This is a genomic window from Amycolatopsis anabasis, assembly GCF_009765355.1.
GTDB classification, from domain to species: Bacteria; Actinomycetota; Actinomycetes; order Mycobacteriales; family Pseudonocardiaceae; genus Amycolatopsis; species Amycolatopsis anabasis.
The window spans coordinates 18467-32580 of record NZ_VTHK01000064.1 but is presented as its reverse complement, the minus strand read 5'-3'; the positions used below and the strand labels follow the sequence as shown (position 1 = coordinate 32580).

16 protein-coding genes are annotated in these 14114 nt (G+C 71.4%); 7 read left to right on the top strand and 9 right to left on the bottom strand.

What is annotated here, in order from left to right:
- Position 1: 1 nt before the first annotated feature.
- The 5 genes from FXO23_RS43265 to FXO23_RS43245 form a co-directional block, all read right to left on the bottom strand.
- Entirely contained in the window at positions 2 to 223 is a 222-nt protein-coding gene (locus FXO23_RS43265; protein ID WP_158893463.1) for a hypothetical protein, read from the bottom strand.
- A 115-nt stretch (positions 224 to 338) separates the two neighbouring features.
- Entirely contained in the window at positions 339 to 1205 is an 867-nt protein-coding gene (locus FXO23_RS43260) for an NAD(P)-dependent oxidoreductase (RefSeq protein WP_158893461.1), read from the bottom strand.
- The gene (locus FXO23_RS43255) at positions 1202 to 2065 is read right to left on the bottom strand and encodes a diaminopimelate epimerase (protein WP_158893459.1); all 864 of its coding nucleotides are present in this window, start codon (positions 2063 to 2065) and stop codon (positions 1202 to 1204) included. Before FXO23_RS43255 ends, FXO23_RS43260 begins: the two co-directional genes overlap by 4 nt.
- A complete protein-coding gene (locus tag FXO23_RS43250) occupies positions 2046 to 3104 on the bottom strand; it encodes an amidohydrolase family protein (RefSeq protein ID WP_158893457.1) in 1059 nt (352 codons plus the stop codon). The genes FXO23_RS43255 and FXO23_RS43250 overlap by 20 nt, the downstream gene beginning before the upstream one ends.
- Positions 3101 to 3493 carry a SchA/CurD-like domain-containing protein gene (locus FXO23_RS43245; RefSeq protein WP_158893455.1) on the bottom strand — a complete coding sequence of 131 codons (393 nt, stop codon included), beginning with the start codon at positions 3491 to 3493 and terminating at the stop codon, positions 3101 to 3103. Before FXO23_RS43245 ends, FXO23_RS43250 begins: the two co-directional genes overlap by 4 nt.
- A 255-nt stretch (positions 3494 to 3748) precedes the next feature.
- Between FXO23_RS43245 and FXO23_RS43240 the strand changes: the two genes are divergently transcribed.
- Genes FXO23_RS43240 through FXO23_RS43230 form a run of 3 tightly spaced genes read left to right on the top strand, consistent with a single transcriptional unit; the run spans position 3749 to position 7499 of the window.
- Positions 3749 to 5509: an amino acid adenylation domain-containing protein gene (locus FXO23_RS43240; RefSeq protein ID WP_218952331.1), complete on the top strand. Its 1761-nt coding sequence runs from the start codon at positions 3749 to 3751 to the stop codon at positions 5507 to 5509.
- Complete coding sequence (locus FXO23_RS43235) at positions 5506 to 6729, top strand: cytochrome P450 (protein ID WP_158893453.1); 1224 nt, start codon at positions 5506 to 5508, stop codon at positions 6727 to 6729. Before FXO23_RS43240 ends, FXO23_RS43235 begins: the two co-directional genes overlap by 4 nt.
- On the top strand, positions 6726 to 7499 hold the full coding sequence (locus tag FXO23_RS43230; protein WP_158893451.1) for an SDR family oxidoreductase: 774 nt from the start codon (positions 6726 to 6728) through the stop codon (positions 7497 to 7499). Before FXO23_RS43235 ends, FXO23_RS43230 begins: the two co-directional genes overlap by 4 nt.
- Here the strand turns inward: FXO23_RS43230 and FXO23_RS43225 are convergent.
- Positions 7475 to 7975, bottom strand: coding sequence for a MarR family winged helix-turn-helix transcriptional regulator (locus FXO23_RS43225; protein ID WP_246258398.1), 501 nt, complete (start codon positions 7973 to 7975; stop codon positions 7475 to 7477). The genes FXO23_RS43230 and FXO23_RS43225 overlap by 25 nt on opposite strands.
- A gap of 123 nt (positions 7976 to 8098) precedes the next feature.
- On the opposite strand from FXO23_RS43225, the gene FXO23_RS43220 reads away from it, so the two are divergent.
- The 4 genes from FXO23_RS43220 (at position 8099) to FXO23_RS43205 (ending at position 11358) form a co-directional block, all read left to right on the top strand.
- Positions 8099 to 9433 (top strand): MFS transporter, encoded by a 1335-nt coding sequence (locus tag FXO23_RS43220; protein ID WP_246258396.1) that lies wholly within the window; start codon positions 8099 to 8101, stop codon positions 9431 to 9433.
- 156 nt (positions 9434 to 9589) lie between these two features.
- Positions 9590 to 10075: a MarR family winged helix-turn-helix transcriptional regulator gene (locus FXO23_RS43215; protein ID WP_246258395.1), complete on the top strand. Its 486-nt coding sequence runs from the start codon at positions 9590 to 9592 to the stop codon at positions 10073 to 10075.
- A 335-nt stretch (positions 10076 to 10410) separates the two neighbouring features.
- Positions 10411 to 10911: a cytochrome P450 family protein gene (locus FXO23_RS43210; protein ID WP_158893447.1), complete on the top strand. Its 501-nt coding sequence runs from the start codon at positions 10411 to 10413 to the stop codon at positions 10909 to 10911.
- 309 nt (positions 10912 to 11220) lie between these two features.
- A complete protein-coding gene (locus FXO23_RS43205) occupies positions 11221 to 11358 on the top strand; it encodes a hypothetical protein (RefSeq protein ID WP_158893445.1) in 138 nt (45 codons plus the stop codon).
- A 5-nt stretch (positions 11359 to 11363) separates the two neighbouring features.
- Here FXO23_RS43205 and FXO23_RS43200 read toward each other — a convergent pair whose 3' ends face one another.
- From FXO23_RS43200 to FXO23_RS43190, 3 genes are read right to left on the bottom strand one after another with little or no spacing between them, the layout of a single operon-like run.
- Positions 11364 to 11576 carry an MbtH family protein gene (locus tag FXO23_RS43200; RefSeq protein WP_158893443.1) on the bottom strand — a complete coding sequence of 71 codons (213 nt, stop codon included), beginning with the start codon at positions 11574 to 11576 and terminating at the stop codon, positions 11364 to 11366.
- Between the two features lie 51 nt (positions 11577 to 11627).
- Positions 11628 to 13208: a class I adenylate-forming enzyme family protein gene (locus FXO23_RS43195; protein WP_158893441.1), complete on the bottom strand. Its 1581-nt coding sequence runs from the start codon at positions 13206 to 13208 to the stop codon at positions 11628 to 11630.
- Entirely contained in the window at positions 13195 to 13959 is a 765-nt protein-coding gene (locus FXO23_RS43190) for an SDR family NAD(P)-dependent oxidoreductase (RefSeq protein WP_158893439.1), read from the bottom strand. The genes FXO23_RS43195 and FXO23_RS43190 overlap by 14 nt, the downstream gene beginning before the upstream one ends.
- Between the last annotated feature and the right edge of the window lie 155 nt (positions 13960 to 14114).

Genomic DNA, 14114 nt, shown 5'->3' with positions numbered 1-14114 from the left:
GTCAGGTCAGATTCCTCGTGATGTCGGCCCACGCGCTCAGCTCGACGTCGGTCAGCGGCGCGGGTTCCGGCGAGGAACCGGGTACCGGTTCGCCCGGGGCGGGCAGGACGACGAACCCGTTGAAGGCGGCGCCCACCGAGCCCAGCGCCGCCAAGGTGTACCGGCCGAGCGCGCGCAGGCGGCGGCGCGACTGTCCACCCTGGACGAAACGGCGGTCCGGCATCCGGCTCTCACCTTCCTTTCTGTCCGGCTCGTGCGGCACCCTCAGCCAACCTCGGGAGGCTGCGGACGACCACGTGCTTGTACCTGCAGGAATGCCTGAACTTCGCCCACACCGCTCAGGCGAGGACGACGGCCGCGTCCTTCTCGCCGTCACCCTGCTCGGTCGCCGCGGCGAAACGCCGTGCGGCGTGCGTCAGCAGGCCCGCGTCGAGCCCGTGGTCCCGCGCGGTCCGCTCGGCGAGGCGGAGGTCCTTGGCCATCAGGTCGGTCCGGAACGCCGCCGGCACCAGCCGGTCGTCGCGCACCAGCGCGGCCCGGAAGCTCAGCACCGGCGAGCTGAAGCCGCTGCCCGCGATCGCCTCGAGGAGCCGGTCGCGGTCGACCCCGCCCGCGGCGCCGATGTCGAGCGCTTCGGCCAGGCCGGCCAGCTGCACGCCGAGCAGCGCGTTGAACGCCAGCTTCGCGCTCGCGGCCGACCCGGTGCCGCCGATGTGCCAGGTGTGCTTGCCGATCGCGCCGAGCAGGCCGGACACCTTGGCGACGTCGGATTCGCCGCCTGCGGCGAGCACGCGCACCTCGCCGGATCTCGCCTGGAACGGGTTGCCGATCAGGCAGGCCTCCACCCGGGACACCCCGGCTTCGGCGAGCCGGGCCGTGCAGGCGCGGGAGAAGTCCGGTGAGACGGTGGAGGTGTCGACGACCACCGTGCCCGGCTCGAGGCCGTGCACGGCGCCGTCGTCGCCGAACAGCACCTCGTCAACGGCTTCCGGTCCGCTGAGGCTGACCAGGACCGTTCCGGCGTCGCCGACGGCGGCCGCGGGCGTCACCGCGAACCGGGCGCTGCGGTCGGTCAGCGGGCTCACCTTCGCCTCGGTCCGGTTGAACACCGAGACCGTCCAGCCAGCGTCGAGCAGCCGGTGGGCGAGCCCCGACCCCATCGCGCCGAGGCCAAGGCACGCGATCGTGGCGTCCGGTCCGGTCATGACGGCTCCTTGTCGAGAGAGGTGATCCAGGTGGCGTTGAGGGTCCCCAGCGCGGCGACGCTGGCCACGCCGGTGAACACGGTCTTGCCGTGTCCGCGGAGGGTGACCGACAGGGGCCCGGCGTCGGTGTCGACGACCGTCGTGCCCCAGGCGCCCTCCGACCGCTGGCGGGCGGCCGCGGCCGCGCACACGGCCGTGCCGCACGAGCGCATCTCGCCCGTGCCCGGCTCGTACACGCGGGTGCGCAGGCGGCCGTCGGCCAGGACGTTGGCCCAGGTGATGTCGAGGTCGGCGCCGTCGAATCCGAGGTCGGCCAGCACGGGCTCGGCCGACAGGTCGAGCGTCTCGACCGGCGCCGTCACGAAGCAGACGAGGTGCAGGTTGCCGAGCGAGATGACGCTGCCCGGGTACTCGCGGCCGCCCAGCCGGACCGACGACGAGCCGAGGAACTCCGGCGGCAGCAGCTCGATCGACGTCTTGCCGGCGTCGTCGATGACCGTCCGCTTCGCGCCGACCTTGGTCCCGACCCACACCTCGCCCGGCGCGATCAGGCCGGCGTCGAGCAGGTAGCGCGCGATCAGCCCGAGCCCCGGACCGCACATGGGCGCGACCGTGCCGTCCGGGTTGCGGCAGTCCATGAACCACTCGGCGTCGCCGGCCAGGGCCGGATCGGCGAACTCGGTGCGCACCAGGCGGAGCACCCCGTCGCCGCCGAGGCCGCGGTACCGGTCGCACAGGCCGCGCACGGCGTTCCCGGTCAGCCGGACGTCGTCGTCGGGATCGATCAGCAGCACGAAGTCGTTGCCGCCGCAGAAGCCCTTCGCGTACTGCGGCCCCTGGTCAACCGCCGGCGGGGACACGGCGCTCCTCGGCGGACGCACGGGCCTCGAGGAAGTCCGTGAGGTCGAAAAGTCGCAGCGCGTTCCCGGCGAGGATGTCCTGGGCCTCGGCTTCGCCGATGGGGAGGTCGCGCACGGCCTGGACCTTGTCCTCGAACTTGACCGGGATCGGGGGAGCGTCGGTGCCGAAGACGATGTGCCGGGCCCCGAGCAGGCGCAGGTTCGCCTCGTGCAGGCTTGGGTGGTCGAAGGTGGTGTCGACGTACAGGCGGCCCGCCAGTTCGCTGGGGCGCAGCGACGACGCGGTCTGGTGCAGCTCCGGGACCGGGGCGCCCGCGGCGTCGTCCTCGCCGCGGTTCTGGGTGGTCCGGTCATCCCAGTGTCGCGGCCGGACCGCCCAGTCGATGCGGTCGGCGAACAGGCTGAACGCGCCGCCGGAGTTCGCCGAGATGAAGTCGAGCGACGGGTGGCGTTCCAGCCGGCCGGACAGCACGAGGGCGGCGAGCCCGAGGGTCGCGTCGCACGGCCGACCGAAGATCTCGAGCAGGCCGTAGTTCGCGATGTCCCGGCAGCTCGCGGGCAGCGGGCCGGCGTGCAGCAGGATCGGCACGCCGGCCTCTTCGGCCATGGCGAAGAAGTCGTCGGCGCGCGAGGAGTCGAGGTACTCGGCGTCCGAGCTGAAGTTCGCGATGAGCCCGACGAAACCGGGTTCGCGCAGGGTTTCCGCTGCGGCGGCGACGCTCTTCTCGTCGCCGAACACGTCACAGTAGACGTAGGCGCGCAGGTTCCGCCACCACTTCTGGACGGTCTCGCCGAGCCAGTCGTGCAGGGCGCGCAGCTGGTCGAACGGCTGCTGGTAGCCGAACGGCTGCCGGTACCCGGCGAACCGGTCCGCGGGCGCCATGGTCCGCGCGCCGCTCGGGCTGCCGACGATGGTCAGGTCGATGCCGGCGGCCGCTTTGGCCTCGATCATGCCTTCCACGTCGACCAGGCTGCGGGGCATCGGGGCGCGCTCGGCCGCTTCCGCCGAGATGATGTGCCCGTGGATGTCGATGATCATCGCGCGATCGCTCCCGCCGGGTCCTGGGCGGGCTTGCGGAAGTACAGGCAGCGCATCGCGGAGTCCGCGAAGAACGTCCGGAACCCCTCGGGGGTGCTGAGGTCGGCGGGCTTCTCGAGGTACTGCTGCAGCGCGCGGTCGATCTCCGAATGCGTCGACTCCATGGATTTCTGGCGCAGCAGTTCGGGCAGCGGGCCTTCGAACTCCATGACGCGCACGACGAGGTTGTCGCGCAGGAAAACGGCGGTCGCCAGCATGCGGCCGACCACGTTTCCGTCGTTGTCGGTTATTTCGAGCGAGTCCGGCGGGGGATAGCGGAGGAGCAAGTTTTCGACTTCGCTCCTGCATTCCCGGCGAAACGTCCAGGCTATCGCCGCAACCTGCGTCATCTGATCACCTCTTGGAGTTCCCGCGAGTTCTCACAGCGGATCGGATCCGTGCCCCACTCAGGCAAGAATGGGCACGGCGCACCCGGCTGGCCAGGCAATCGGAGCAATTGCCGCCGAAACTGCCGATCGGCGTCCACTACTTCCACCAGAAGCACATGGCCGGGTTCTCCACGTGGTGTTTAGCCTTGGCGCGTGACGGTATCGAAAGACGAGGCGAGCACTGCCCACGACTTTCGTCGAGCGGCAGTCGGGCAAATGGCGAACGACGGCGTGCACCGCACCTTGCACGAATTATGGGAGTGCGCGGTGCGACGGCATCGGCACCGCACCGCGCTGATCGCCGGCGGCGAAGTCCTTTCCTACGACGAGGTGAACACCCGGGCGAACCGGCTGGCCCGGCTGCTGGCCGACCACGGTGCCGGCCCCGAACGCGTGGTGGCGCTGGCGATGCCGCGGTCCGCGGCGATGGTGACGAGTGTGCTGGCCGTGGCGAAAGCCGGGGCGGCCTTCCTGCCCGCCGACCTCGCCTACCCGACCGAGCGGGTCGCGCACATGCTGACCGACGCCGCGCCGGTGGTGGTCAGCACGACGCGCGCCGACGCCGGGGTCCTGCCCGAGACCGGCGTGCCGGTGGTGGTTCTCGACGACGAGGGGCCGACCGAAGCGGTGAAGAAGCGCGCCGGCACGGACCTGACCGACGGCGAGCGCACCGGCGGAGTCTCCGCGGCGAACCTGGCCTACGTCATCTACACCTCCGGCTCGACGGGCCGGCCCAAGAGCGTCGCGGTGACCCACGTCGGGCTGGCCGGACTGGCGAGCGCGAAGGTCGCGGCAATGCGGGTCACCGCGGACAGCCGGGTCTTGCAGTTCGCGTCGCCAAGCTTCGACGCGTTCCTGACCGAGCTGCTGGCCGCGCTCACGTCCGGGGCCGCGCTGGTCGTGCCGTCGGCGCCGACGCTGGCCGGCGAGGTGCTCAAGGCGGCGCTGCGGGACGGGCGCGTTACGCATGCGGTCCTGCCGCCGACCGCGGTCGCGACGCTGGCGCCGGAGGACGTCCCCGAGCTGCGGACGCTCGTCGTCGCCGGGGAGGCGTGCCCACCGGACCTCGTCGCGCGGTGGGCCCCGCACTGCCGGCTGATTAACGCCTACGGGCCGACCGAGGGCACGGTGTGCGCCACCATGACCGGGCCGCTCGCGGCGGGCGAGCCGGTGACCATCGGCACCCCGATCGCGGGCGTCTCGGTGTACGTCCTCGACGGCGGGCTGCGGCCGGTGCCGGCCGGCGAGATCGGCGAGCTGTACCTCGGCGGCTCCGGGCTGGCGCGGGGCTACCTCGGCCGGCCAGCGTTGACCGCCGAGCGGTTCGTCGCCGACCCGTTCTCGACAGGGGGCGCCCGCATGTACCGCACCGGCGACCTCGCCTCGCGCCGCGCGGACGGCGCCCTCGTGTTCCACGGCCGCGTCGACGACCAGGTCAAGCTCCGCGGGTTCCGCATCGAGCTCGGCGAAGTCGAAGCGGTGCTCACCCGGCACCCCGGCGTCGCCCAAGCCGCCGCCGTGGTCCGGGACGACGAGGCCGGCGGTCGGCAGCTGGTCGTGCACGTGGTCCCGGCGAACGGGAGCACGCCGTCGCCGGACGAGCTGCGCGCGCACGCGATGCGGTACTTGCCCGACCACATGGTCCCGGCCGCCTACCCCGCACTGCCGGCGATGCCGATGTCGCCGAACGGGAAGGTCGACCGGACCGCGCTCCTCGAGCGGGAGGTCCGTCCGCGTTCGAGCGGCCGGCCGCCGGAAACCTCCGCCGAGAAGGCGATCTACTCGATCTTCCGCGAGCTGTTCGAGGGCGCGCCGATCGACGTCGGCAGCAACTTCTTCGAACTCGGCGGGACCAGCATCCTCGCCATCGACGTGATCCTGCGCGCGCAGGAGGCCGGCCTGGAGCTCTCGCCGCGCAGCGTCATGGACAACCCGACCATCGAAGCACTGGCCGCCGCCGCCCGGAGCGAAGCATGACTACCCGACCGATCGCCGACCCCGGCGCGCTGGACGACCTCGACCTGGCGTCGCCGACGCTGCACGCCGAGTACGAACTGGGCGAGGTGTGGCGGCACCTGCGCGCCCACCGCCCGGTCCACTGGCAGCCGCCGCGCGGGTCGCAACGCGGGTTCTGGGTGATCACCCGGTACGCCGACGTCAACAAGGTGTACCAGGACAAGGCGCACTTCGGGACCGAGAACGGCAACGCGCTGGCCACGCTGCTGCACGGCGGGGACTCGGCGTCGGGGTCGATGCTGGCGGTGACCGACGGCGAGCGCCACGACAAGGTCCGCGGCGTGCTGAAGAAGGGCTTCTCCAAGCGGATGCTCGACCTCATCGGGCATTCGCTGCAGGAGACCGTGGACGGGTTGCTGCGCAGCGCCCTCGAAAAGGGGGAGTGCGACGCCGCCCGGGACGTGTCGTCCAACGTCCCGCTCGGGGCGATCTGCGACCTGCTGGAGATCCCCGAAGACGACCGCAAGTACCTGCTCGACCTGACCGCGCACGCGTGGAGCTCGGACTACGCCGACGAGCCGCCCGAGGAGAGCTGGGTCGCCAAGAACGAGATCCTGCTGTACTTCAGCCGGCTGGCCAAGGCCCGCCGGGGCGCGACCGGCGACGACATGGTCACGCTGCTCGCCAACTGCCACATCGACGGGATGCCGCTCAACCAGGCTGAACTCATGGTGAACTGCTACGGCCTGATGATCGGCGGCGACGAGACCGGCCGGCACGCGATCACCGGCACGATCCTGGCCCTGATCGAGAACCCCGGCCAGTGGCGGGCGCTCAAGAACGGCGACGTTGACCTGGCCACCGCGACCGAGGAGGCCCTGCGCTGGACGGTGCCGTCCCTGCACGGCGGCCGGACGGCGACCGCGGACGTGGTGGTCGGCGGCCGGGCGATCAAAGCCGGGGACGTGGTCAGCGTGTGGATCTCGTCGGCCAACCGGGACGAAACCGTGTTCGCCGAACCGGACCGGTTCGACCTCGCCCGGACCCCGAACCAGCACTTCACCTTCGCGTACGGGTCGCACTACTGCCTCGGGCACTACCTGGGGCGGATGGAGGTCCGCGCGGTGCTCGACGGGTTGCGCCGACTGGTGTCCGAAGTGGAGCAGACCGGCGAGGAGAAGTGGATCTACTCCAGCATCCTGCACGGGATGAGCTCCCTGCCGGTCATGTTCACCGCATGAGCGCTCCGGAATGCGCCGTGGCCGCCGCGGAGGTGGCCATCGTCACCGGCGCGGCGCGCGGGATCGGTGCGGTCACCGCGAAACTGCTCGCGGCCAGAGGTGTCTCGGTCGTCGCCGTCGACCGCGACGAGGGCGAGCTCGCCGGCACGGTGGCCTCGATCCGGGCGCCCCGCGGCGCCGGCACGGGCATCGGCTGCGACGTCACCTCGGCCGATCAGGTGACGAGCATGGTGCGCCGGGCGGTGGGCGAGTTCGGGCACGTCGACGTGCTGGTGAACTGCGCCGGCGTCACCCGCGACCGGCTGCTGCTCACCATGACCGACGACGAGTGGGACGCCACGGTCGAGGTCAACCTCGGCGGCACGATCCTCTGCTCGCGCGTCGTCGGCGAGCACATGAAGCGGCGGCGGTCCGGGCACATCGTCAACTTCAGCTCCGTCGCCGCCGACGGCAACGCGGGGCAGGCGAACTACGCGACCGCGAAGGCCGCCATCACCGGCTTCACCCGGGCGCTCGCCGCGGAATTCGGCCCGTTCGGCGTCACCGTCAACGCCGTCGCACCGGGCTTCGTCGCGACGGCGATGGTGGACGACCTGGCCGACCGGCTCAACGTCGACCGGCAGGCGTTCCTCGACCGGGCGGGGGCGGCGACCGCGCTGGGCCGCGTCGCTTCGGCCACGGACATCGCCGGCGTCGTGGCGTTCCTCGCCGGCCCGCGATCGGGCTACGTCACCGGGCAGACGGTCTACGCGACGGGCGGTGACCGGTGATCGCCGGGTTCGGGCAGCCGGCCCGCGACGTGGTCGCGCAGCCGCTCGAGCACGTCGACCAGGGTGGCGCGTTCGGCGTCGGTGAGGATGCCGAAGGTCAGCTCGGCGTGTGCTTCGTGCAGGGCTCGGATCTCCCCGAGGTGCTCGTGGCCCTTGGCGGTGATCTCGAGCCGGGTCGAGCGGCGGTCGCCGGGATCGTGGTACCGCCTGAGCAGGCCTTCGTCCTCCAGCCCGTCCACCAGGGACGTGATCGACCTGCCGGTCACGCCGAGCCGGTCCTTGAGGTCGCCCATCCGCGGGGTACCGGCCTCGTTGACGGCCAGCATCAGCAGCACCCGGGAGGGGGACCAGCCCCGCTGCTGGTAGGGCTGCCCGGCGAACCGCCGCAGCGCGTGCGTGGTGCGCATGAGCGCGTCGGACAGCTGCGCCCCGGACGGCTCCGGCCGGGAAGACTTCAGCGGTTTGTCGCTTGACACCCTCCGAGAATACCGGTAATCCTGACAAGCACAATTAACTCTGTCCGGATTGAAACTAAATTCAGGAGTGCGTGCATGGAAGCAACGGGGACGAGCACGGGCCCCCCGGGGACCGTCTCTCCGGTGAAGAAGAAGTCGTGGTTCAGCCGCAACTACAAGTTGCAGATGGCGGGCGCGATCATCTCGGCACTGGGCACGTCCGCCGCGCCGGTCGCGATGGCGTTCGCGATCCTCGACACCGGCGGCTCAGGTACTGCGGTCGGCCTGGTGTCCGCGGCGGGCACCGTGCCCGCGGTGCTGTTCTTCGTGATCGGCGGTGTCGTGGCCGACCGCCTGCCACGGCACTTGGTCATCGTCGCCACGAACCTGCTCAGCACGGTCGCGCAGGGGCTGTTCGCCCTGGTGGTGTTCCTGGATTCGATCAAGCTCTGGGAGCTGGTCGCCTTCTCCGCCGCCAACGGGCTCGCGATGGCGTTCCGCATGCCAGCCACCGAAGGCCTGCTGATGCGCAGCGTCGACCGGGAGCACGCCAGCAAGGCGTTCGCCATCTTCCGGACCGGCCTCAACGGCGCCCAGGTCGCCGGGGCCGCGCTCGGCGGTGTGCTGGTGTCCGCCTTCGGACCGGGCTGGGTGCTCACGATCGACGCGGCCACGTTCGCCTTGACATCTTTGCTCGCCTTCGCGATGCAGGCCGAGGGGAAGCTGCGCAAGCGGGAAGGCATGATCACCGAACTGCGCGAAGGCTGGACCGAGTTCTCCAGCCGGCGGTGGCTGTGGAGCGTGACCGTGCAGTTCGGCGTCGTCAACGCTCTCGGTGTCGGAGCGTTCACGGTGCTCGGCGCGGTGGCCTCCGACCGTCAGCTCAACGGGGCGAGTGACTGGGGTTTCATCCTTTCGTGCGACGCGGTCGGCATGATCCTGGGCGGGTTGCTGATGGTCCGGCTGCGGCCGCAGCGGCTGCTGGCCTCCGGCGTCTGCGGCGCCGTGCTGCTCGCGTTGCCGCTGGCGGCGTTCGCGGCCGGCGCGCCGCTCCTGGTGATCTGCGCGGCCACGCTGCTCGGGGGCGTCGGCGTGGAGATCTTCACCGTCAACTGGATGACCACGCTGCGGCAGGAGATCCCGCACGAGAAGTTCTCGCGCATCGCCGCCTACGAGGCGCTGTGCTCGTTCGGGCTCACCCCGCTGGGTGCGGCCGGCGCGGGCCCGGCCGCGGACCGGCTCGGTCTCGGCCAGACGCTGTGGTTCGCCAGCGGGGCCATCGTCGTCACCACCGCCCTGGTCCTCGCCTCGTCCGAGGTGCGGAAGATGAAGCGCGCGCCGGACGACGGCACCCGCGGGCCCGGCGGGCCGTTCGGTGGCCCCGGTGGCCCCGGTGGCCCCGGTGGCCCCGGTGGCCCCGGTGGCCCCGGTGGGCCCGGTGGGCCTGGTGGGCCGGGCGGACCGCCCGGGCCCCGCTGATCGCCGATGGGCGAACCGCGGTGCTCGGTGCGGATCCCCGCGGCACCGAGCAGCGCACGCGGCGCTTCGATTGCCGGCTCAGGAGTATTTCGGTGCACCAGTCACAACCCGGATAGCTTTACTTTCGTCTATCCGGATTGCGTGTAGCCTGGCCGCGTGTCGAGCGAAAAAACGCCGGGGTCTTCCCGGCCGGAGGGTCCGCCGACCGGGGCGCAGCTGGCCGATGCGTTGATGCGCACCACGCACGCGTTGCGGCGGTTCGCCGGGCAGCCGTACCAGCAGCGGGGCTGGTCCACTTCGCGGGTTCTGTTGATGCTGGCCGTCGACGAGGCCGGTACCCCGCGGATGGGTGAGCTGAAGGAGCGGCTGGGGGTGACCAGCAGGTCGATCACGTCCCTGGTGGACGGTCTGGAGCACGAAGGGCTGCTCAAGCGGTGTGACGATCCGGGCGACCGTCGGTCGACCCGGCTCGAGATCACCGCGAAGGGCCACGAGCACCTGAGTGAGATCAAGGCGCTGCACGACGCCCACGCGGAGCTGACGTTCGGCATCCTCACCGACGCCGAACGCGTCGCCCTGGTCGACGTGCTCGACCGGCTTCGCGACCACGTCGCGGGTCGGCTACCCGAACCCGACCGGTGAAAACGAACCGATAATTCCCGACCGGCAGAAAAACCGCACTAATCACTATTCCCGTTGCTCGCGGGAATGATTCGTGCTCATGATGTCGGCATGGTTGATTCGATCGCGATCACGGCCGATCTTTCCGATCCGGAATTCCTGCAGAACCCTTATCCCGCACTGGCCCGACACCGCCGCGAATCCCCGATTGCGCGCGTCCGGACCGCGTTCGGGTTCGACGCCTGGCTGCTGACGGAGTACGACCTCGTCCGGGAGTCGCTCGCCGACCCGCGGCTGGTCCGCTACGTGCCGGGGGAGGTGGACCCGATCCGGCAGGCGACCCCGGCGGCGGCGCCGTGCCCGGCCGCGACTTCGTCCCGCCCAGCGTCCTCGACACCGTCGACCCGCCGGAGCACACGCGGCTGCGCGCGCTCGTTCAGCCGGCGTTCACCAGCCACCGGATCGACGCGCTCGTCGACCGGATCGAGACGGTGGTCGCGCCCCTGATCGACGAGCTCGCCGAGACGCCGGGGTGGGACGTCATCTCGCGGATCGCCTACCGCCTGCCGCTGGCGGTGATCGGGGACATGCTCGGCACACAGCGGGATGTCGAGGTCGAACTGATGCGGATCACCGCCGGTCTGCTCGCGGAGGACACCGACGAGCACAGCTTCATGGCCCACCGCACCGCATTGCACTCGCTGCGCGACTACCTGGTCGAGCTCATCGCGGAAAAGCGCCGGCAGCCCGGCCTGGGCCTGACCAGCGCCCTCGCCCAAGCCGTGCCGACCACGGACGAGGTGGCCGGGTACGAGCTGGTTTCGCTGCTGGTCAACATCGTCGTGGCCGGCTACTGACCACGGGCAACATGATCGGCAGCGGGCTAGCCGCCCTGCTGAAGCACCCCGATCAGCTCGCCCTGCTCCGCGAAGACAGCGGGTACATCCCTTCAGCGGTCGAGGAGTTCGGGCGCATCGAGGCGCCGTTCACCTCCGTGCTGGCCTTCGCCGCGGAAGACCTGGTGTACGGCGAGGTCGCGATCAAGCGCGGGGACGCCGTGATCTCCTCGCTAACCGCGGCCAACCGCGACCTCGGCCGGTTCGCCGACCCCGACCAGTTCGCCATCACGCGCGCGAGGTGGCTGCCTCGGCAGCCACCTCGCGCGCGTGGAGGTCGCAGTCTTCCTGCGGCTGCTGCTCGACCGCTTCCCGGTGCTGGAACTGGATTGTGCACCGGAGGACCTGCGGTGGCGGGCCATCGGCGAGATCCGCGGGCTGCGGGCCGTGCCCGTCCGCACGGCCTGAGCGGGTTACGCCTCCCCGGCGTGGATCGGCGCCCGGGCCCGCAGACCGGTCCAGTTCCGCTCGACCCAGCCGAGCGCGGACTGCCGGTCGGCCGGCCCGGACGCGATCCGCCAGCCGGCCGGGACCTCGGCGAAGGCCGGCCACAGCGAATGCTCGTTCACCTCGTTGACCAGGACCAGGTAGCGACCGTCCTGGTCTTCGAACGGGTTGGTTCCCACGAAGTTCCCTCCACACCATAGATGTTCCTGGCCCGGACCGGCCGGGCGCGGCTACGCGTCAACCAGGCCCTCGTCCTCCACCGCGACGAGGGCATTGGCCCGCCGCACCGCGACGCGGTCGACCTTTCCCGCGGTGCTGACCGGGAACCGGCGCCAGCGCACGAACTTGACCGGCGCGTGCGTCGGCGTCATGTGCCGGGACACGTGGTCCCGCAAGGCCGCGAAGGCGGGCGGGCCGTCCTCGGCCAGCACCACGCCGGCGTGCAGTTCCTCCACGAGATCTGCGCGGCGGTGACCGTACACGCACGCGTCGACGACCCCGGGGTGGCCCACGAGCACCTTCTCGACCTCCGTCGGCGCGATCTTGGTGTCGTGCACCTTGACCACGTCGTTCATCCGGCCGAACAACCGCAGGTACCCGGCGGCGTCGAAACTGCCGTAGTCCCCGGTGCGCACCCAGCCGTCGCGCAGCACCGCGTCCGTCAGTTCCAGGTCGGCGGCGTAGCCCCGCATGCTGTACGGGCTGCGCACGGTCACCTCGCCGACCTTGCCGGTCGGCACCTCCCGGCCGGTTTCCGGATCCCGGATGACGACGGCGATGTCGGGCCGCGGCCGGCCGACGGTCTTCCGCAGCGTGGGATCGCCGTGGCCGTCGGCGGTCAGCATGGCGATCGGGCCGGCCTCCGTTGTCCCGTACGCGTAGTGCAGCACGCCTGGGAAGACGGCGAGCACCTGCTCGACGCGTTCCGGCGAAGCCGGGCAGCCGCCGTAGAGTAGTCCCCGCAGGGACGACAGGTCCGCCGACCGCACGGCGGGGTGGCCCGCCAGCTCGTAGAGGAGCGGCACGCCGATGAACGTGTCCGTGATCCGGTACTTCTCGATGTCCCGCAGGAACGGTTCCGGCTCGAACCGCTCGCGCAGCAGCACGCTTCCGCCGGACGCCATGGCCACGTCGGCCAGGACGCCGCCGGTGTGGCTGGCCGCGCTCACCACGAGGAAGTGCTTCGGCTCGTCCGCGCCGGCGAGCACGAGGTCGTTCCACGCGGCGAAAGGCTTGTACACGCCTTTGGGACGGCCCGTGCTGCCGCTGGTGTAGATCACCGTGGAGCACTCGGGGATCTCGGGCTCGAACTCCATCTGGTAGTGGCCGAGCGGCCGGCCGTCCACCGTCACCGTGTCGCGGATCGGCCGGCCCACCCCGCACAGGTGCGGCTTTTCCGGCAGCAGCGCGGCGATCTTCCCGGCCCGCTCGGCGTTCGCGTCGTCGAACACCACGAACACCGCGCCGGTCTCGCGGATCATGCGGGCCCGGGCCGCGACCGAGAGCTCGTGCGTCACCGTCCCGTGGTTGGCGCCGCTGATGTGCACGACGGTGGCACCGAGCAGGTGCGTGGCGTACCGCGCCACCAGCATCCACGGGCTGTTCACCGCGGTCAGGATCGCGACCGTGTCACCGGCCCCGGCGCCGGCCTCGTGCAGCGCCGACGCGACCCGCAGCACCGCGAAGCGGACTTCGGCGGCGGTGAACGTTTCGTCCCGCCACCGGAGGACCGGCCGGTAGCCGTCCCCGGCCAGTTCGCCGAGGATGCGCGCGACGTAGTGCCCGGGGGCTGCCGGCTCAGTGGCTGACATGGCTGTCCCACTTCCCGTTGGAGGTCTGGAGCTGCTGCGGGTCGAGGCCCCGGGGCGGGCGCGACCAGCCCGCGACGTAGGTGCCCTGGCCGGTGATCGCGCTCGCCCGGTCGTCGACCAGGAACTCGGTCACGTGCGCGACGCCGGCCGAGTAGGGCTCGGCGCCGTCGCCTGCCGAGCGCAGGCGCGGGCGGGGGTTTGTGGCGCACGCCAGCGGTGCGATGTAATTCGCGGTGATGCCGAACGCCGCCAGTTCGACCGCGAGGGACCGGGTGAAGCCGATCAGCCCGGACAGCACGGTCTGCGCGTCGCGCCACTCGTCGTCCCCGGTGCCCGTGGCCAGGCCGACGTTGATGACCCGGCCCCACTTCCGGCGCGCCATGTGCGCGGTGGTGGCCCGGCAGCAGACGAACAGCGAGCGCAGCCGGCGCCGGACCGTACCGATGTGGTGCTCGAGCGACGGCGACCGATCGGCCTGGACGCCGAGCGGGACGCCGGTGACGAGGACGGCCGGGCTGCCGAGCTCGGACCCGACCGCGCGGACCGCGCTCTCGAACGACGTGCTGTCGGCGCAGTCGGCTTCGAGGGCGACGCACTGCCGGCCGGCCTGCGCGATCTGCCGTGCGGTCTCTTCGAATCCGGTGAGGTTGGTGTCGATCAGCGCGACGTCGAACCCGCCGCGGGCGAGCCGGACCGCGGCCGCCGGGCCGACGTCGTCATTCGCGCCCGCGATGACGGCGACCCGGATCACCGGGCACCCGGCTGCTGAAAGTTGCGTCGCATGGCGATTCTTCCTGGTCGATCGAATGCCGAACCGTGCTTTCCGGCCAAGGCTAGGCAACGCACCGCGAATCGGGCCATGCGGTTCCGGCAGAAAGAAGAAATTCCTCCACCGGCAGTTTCCCG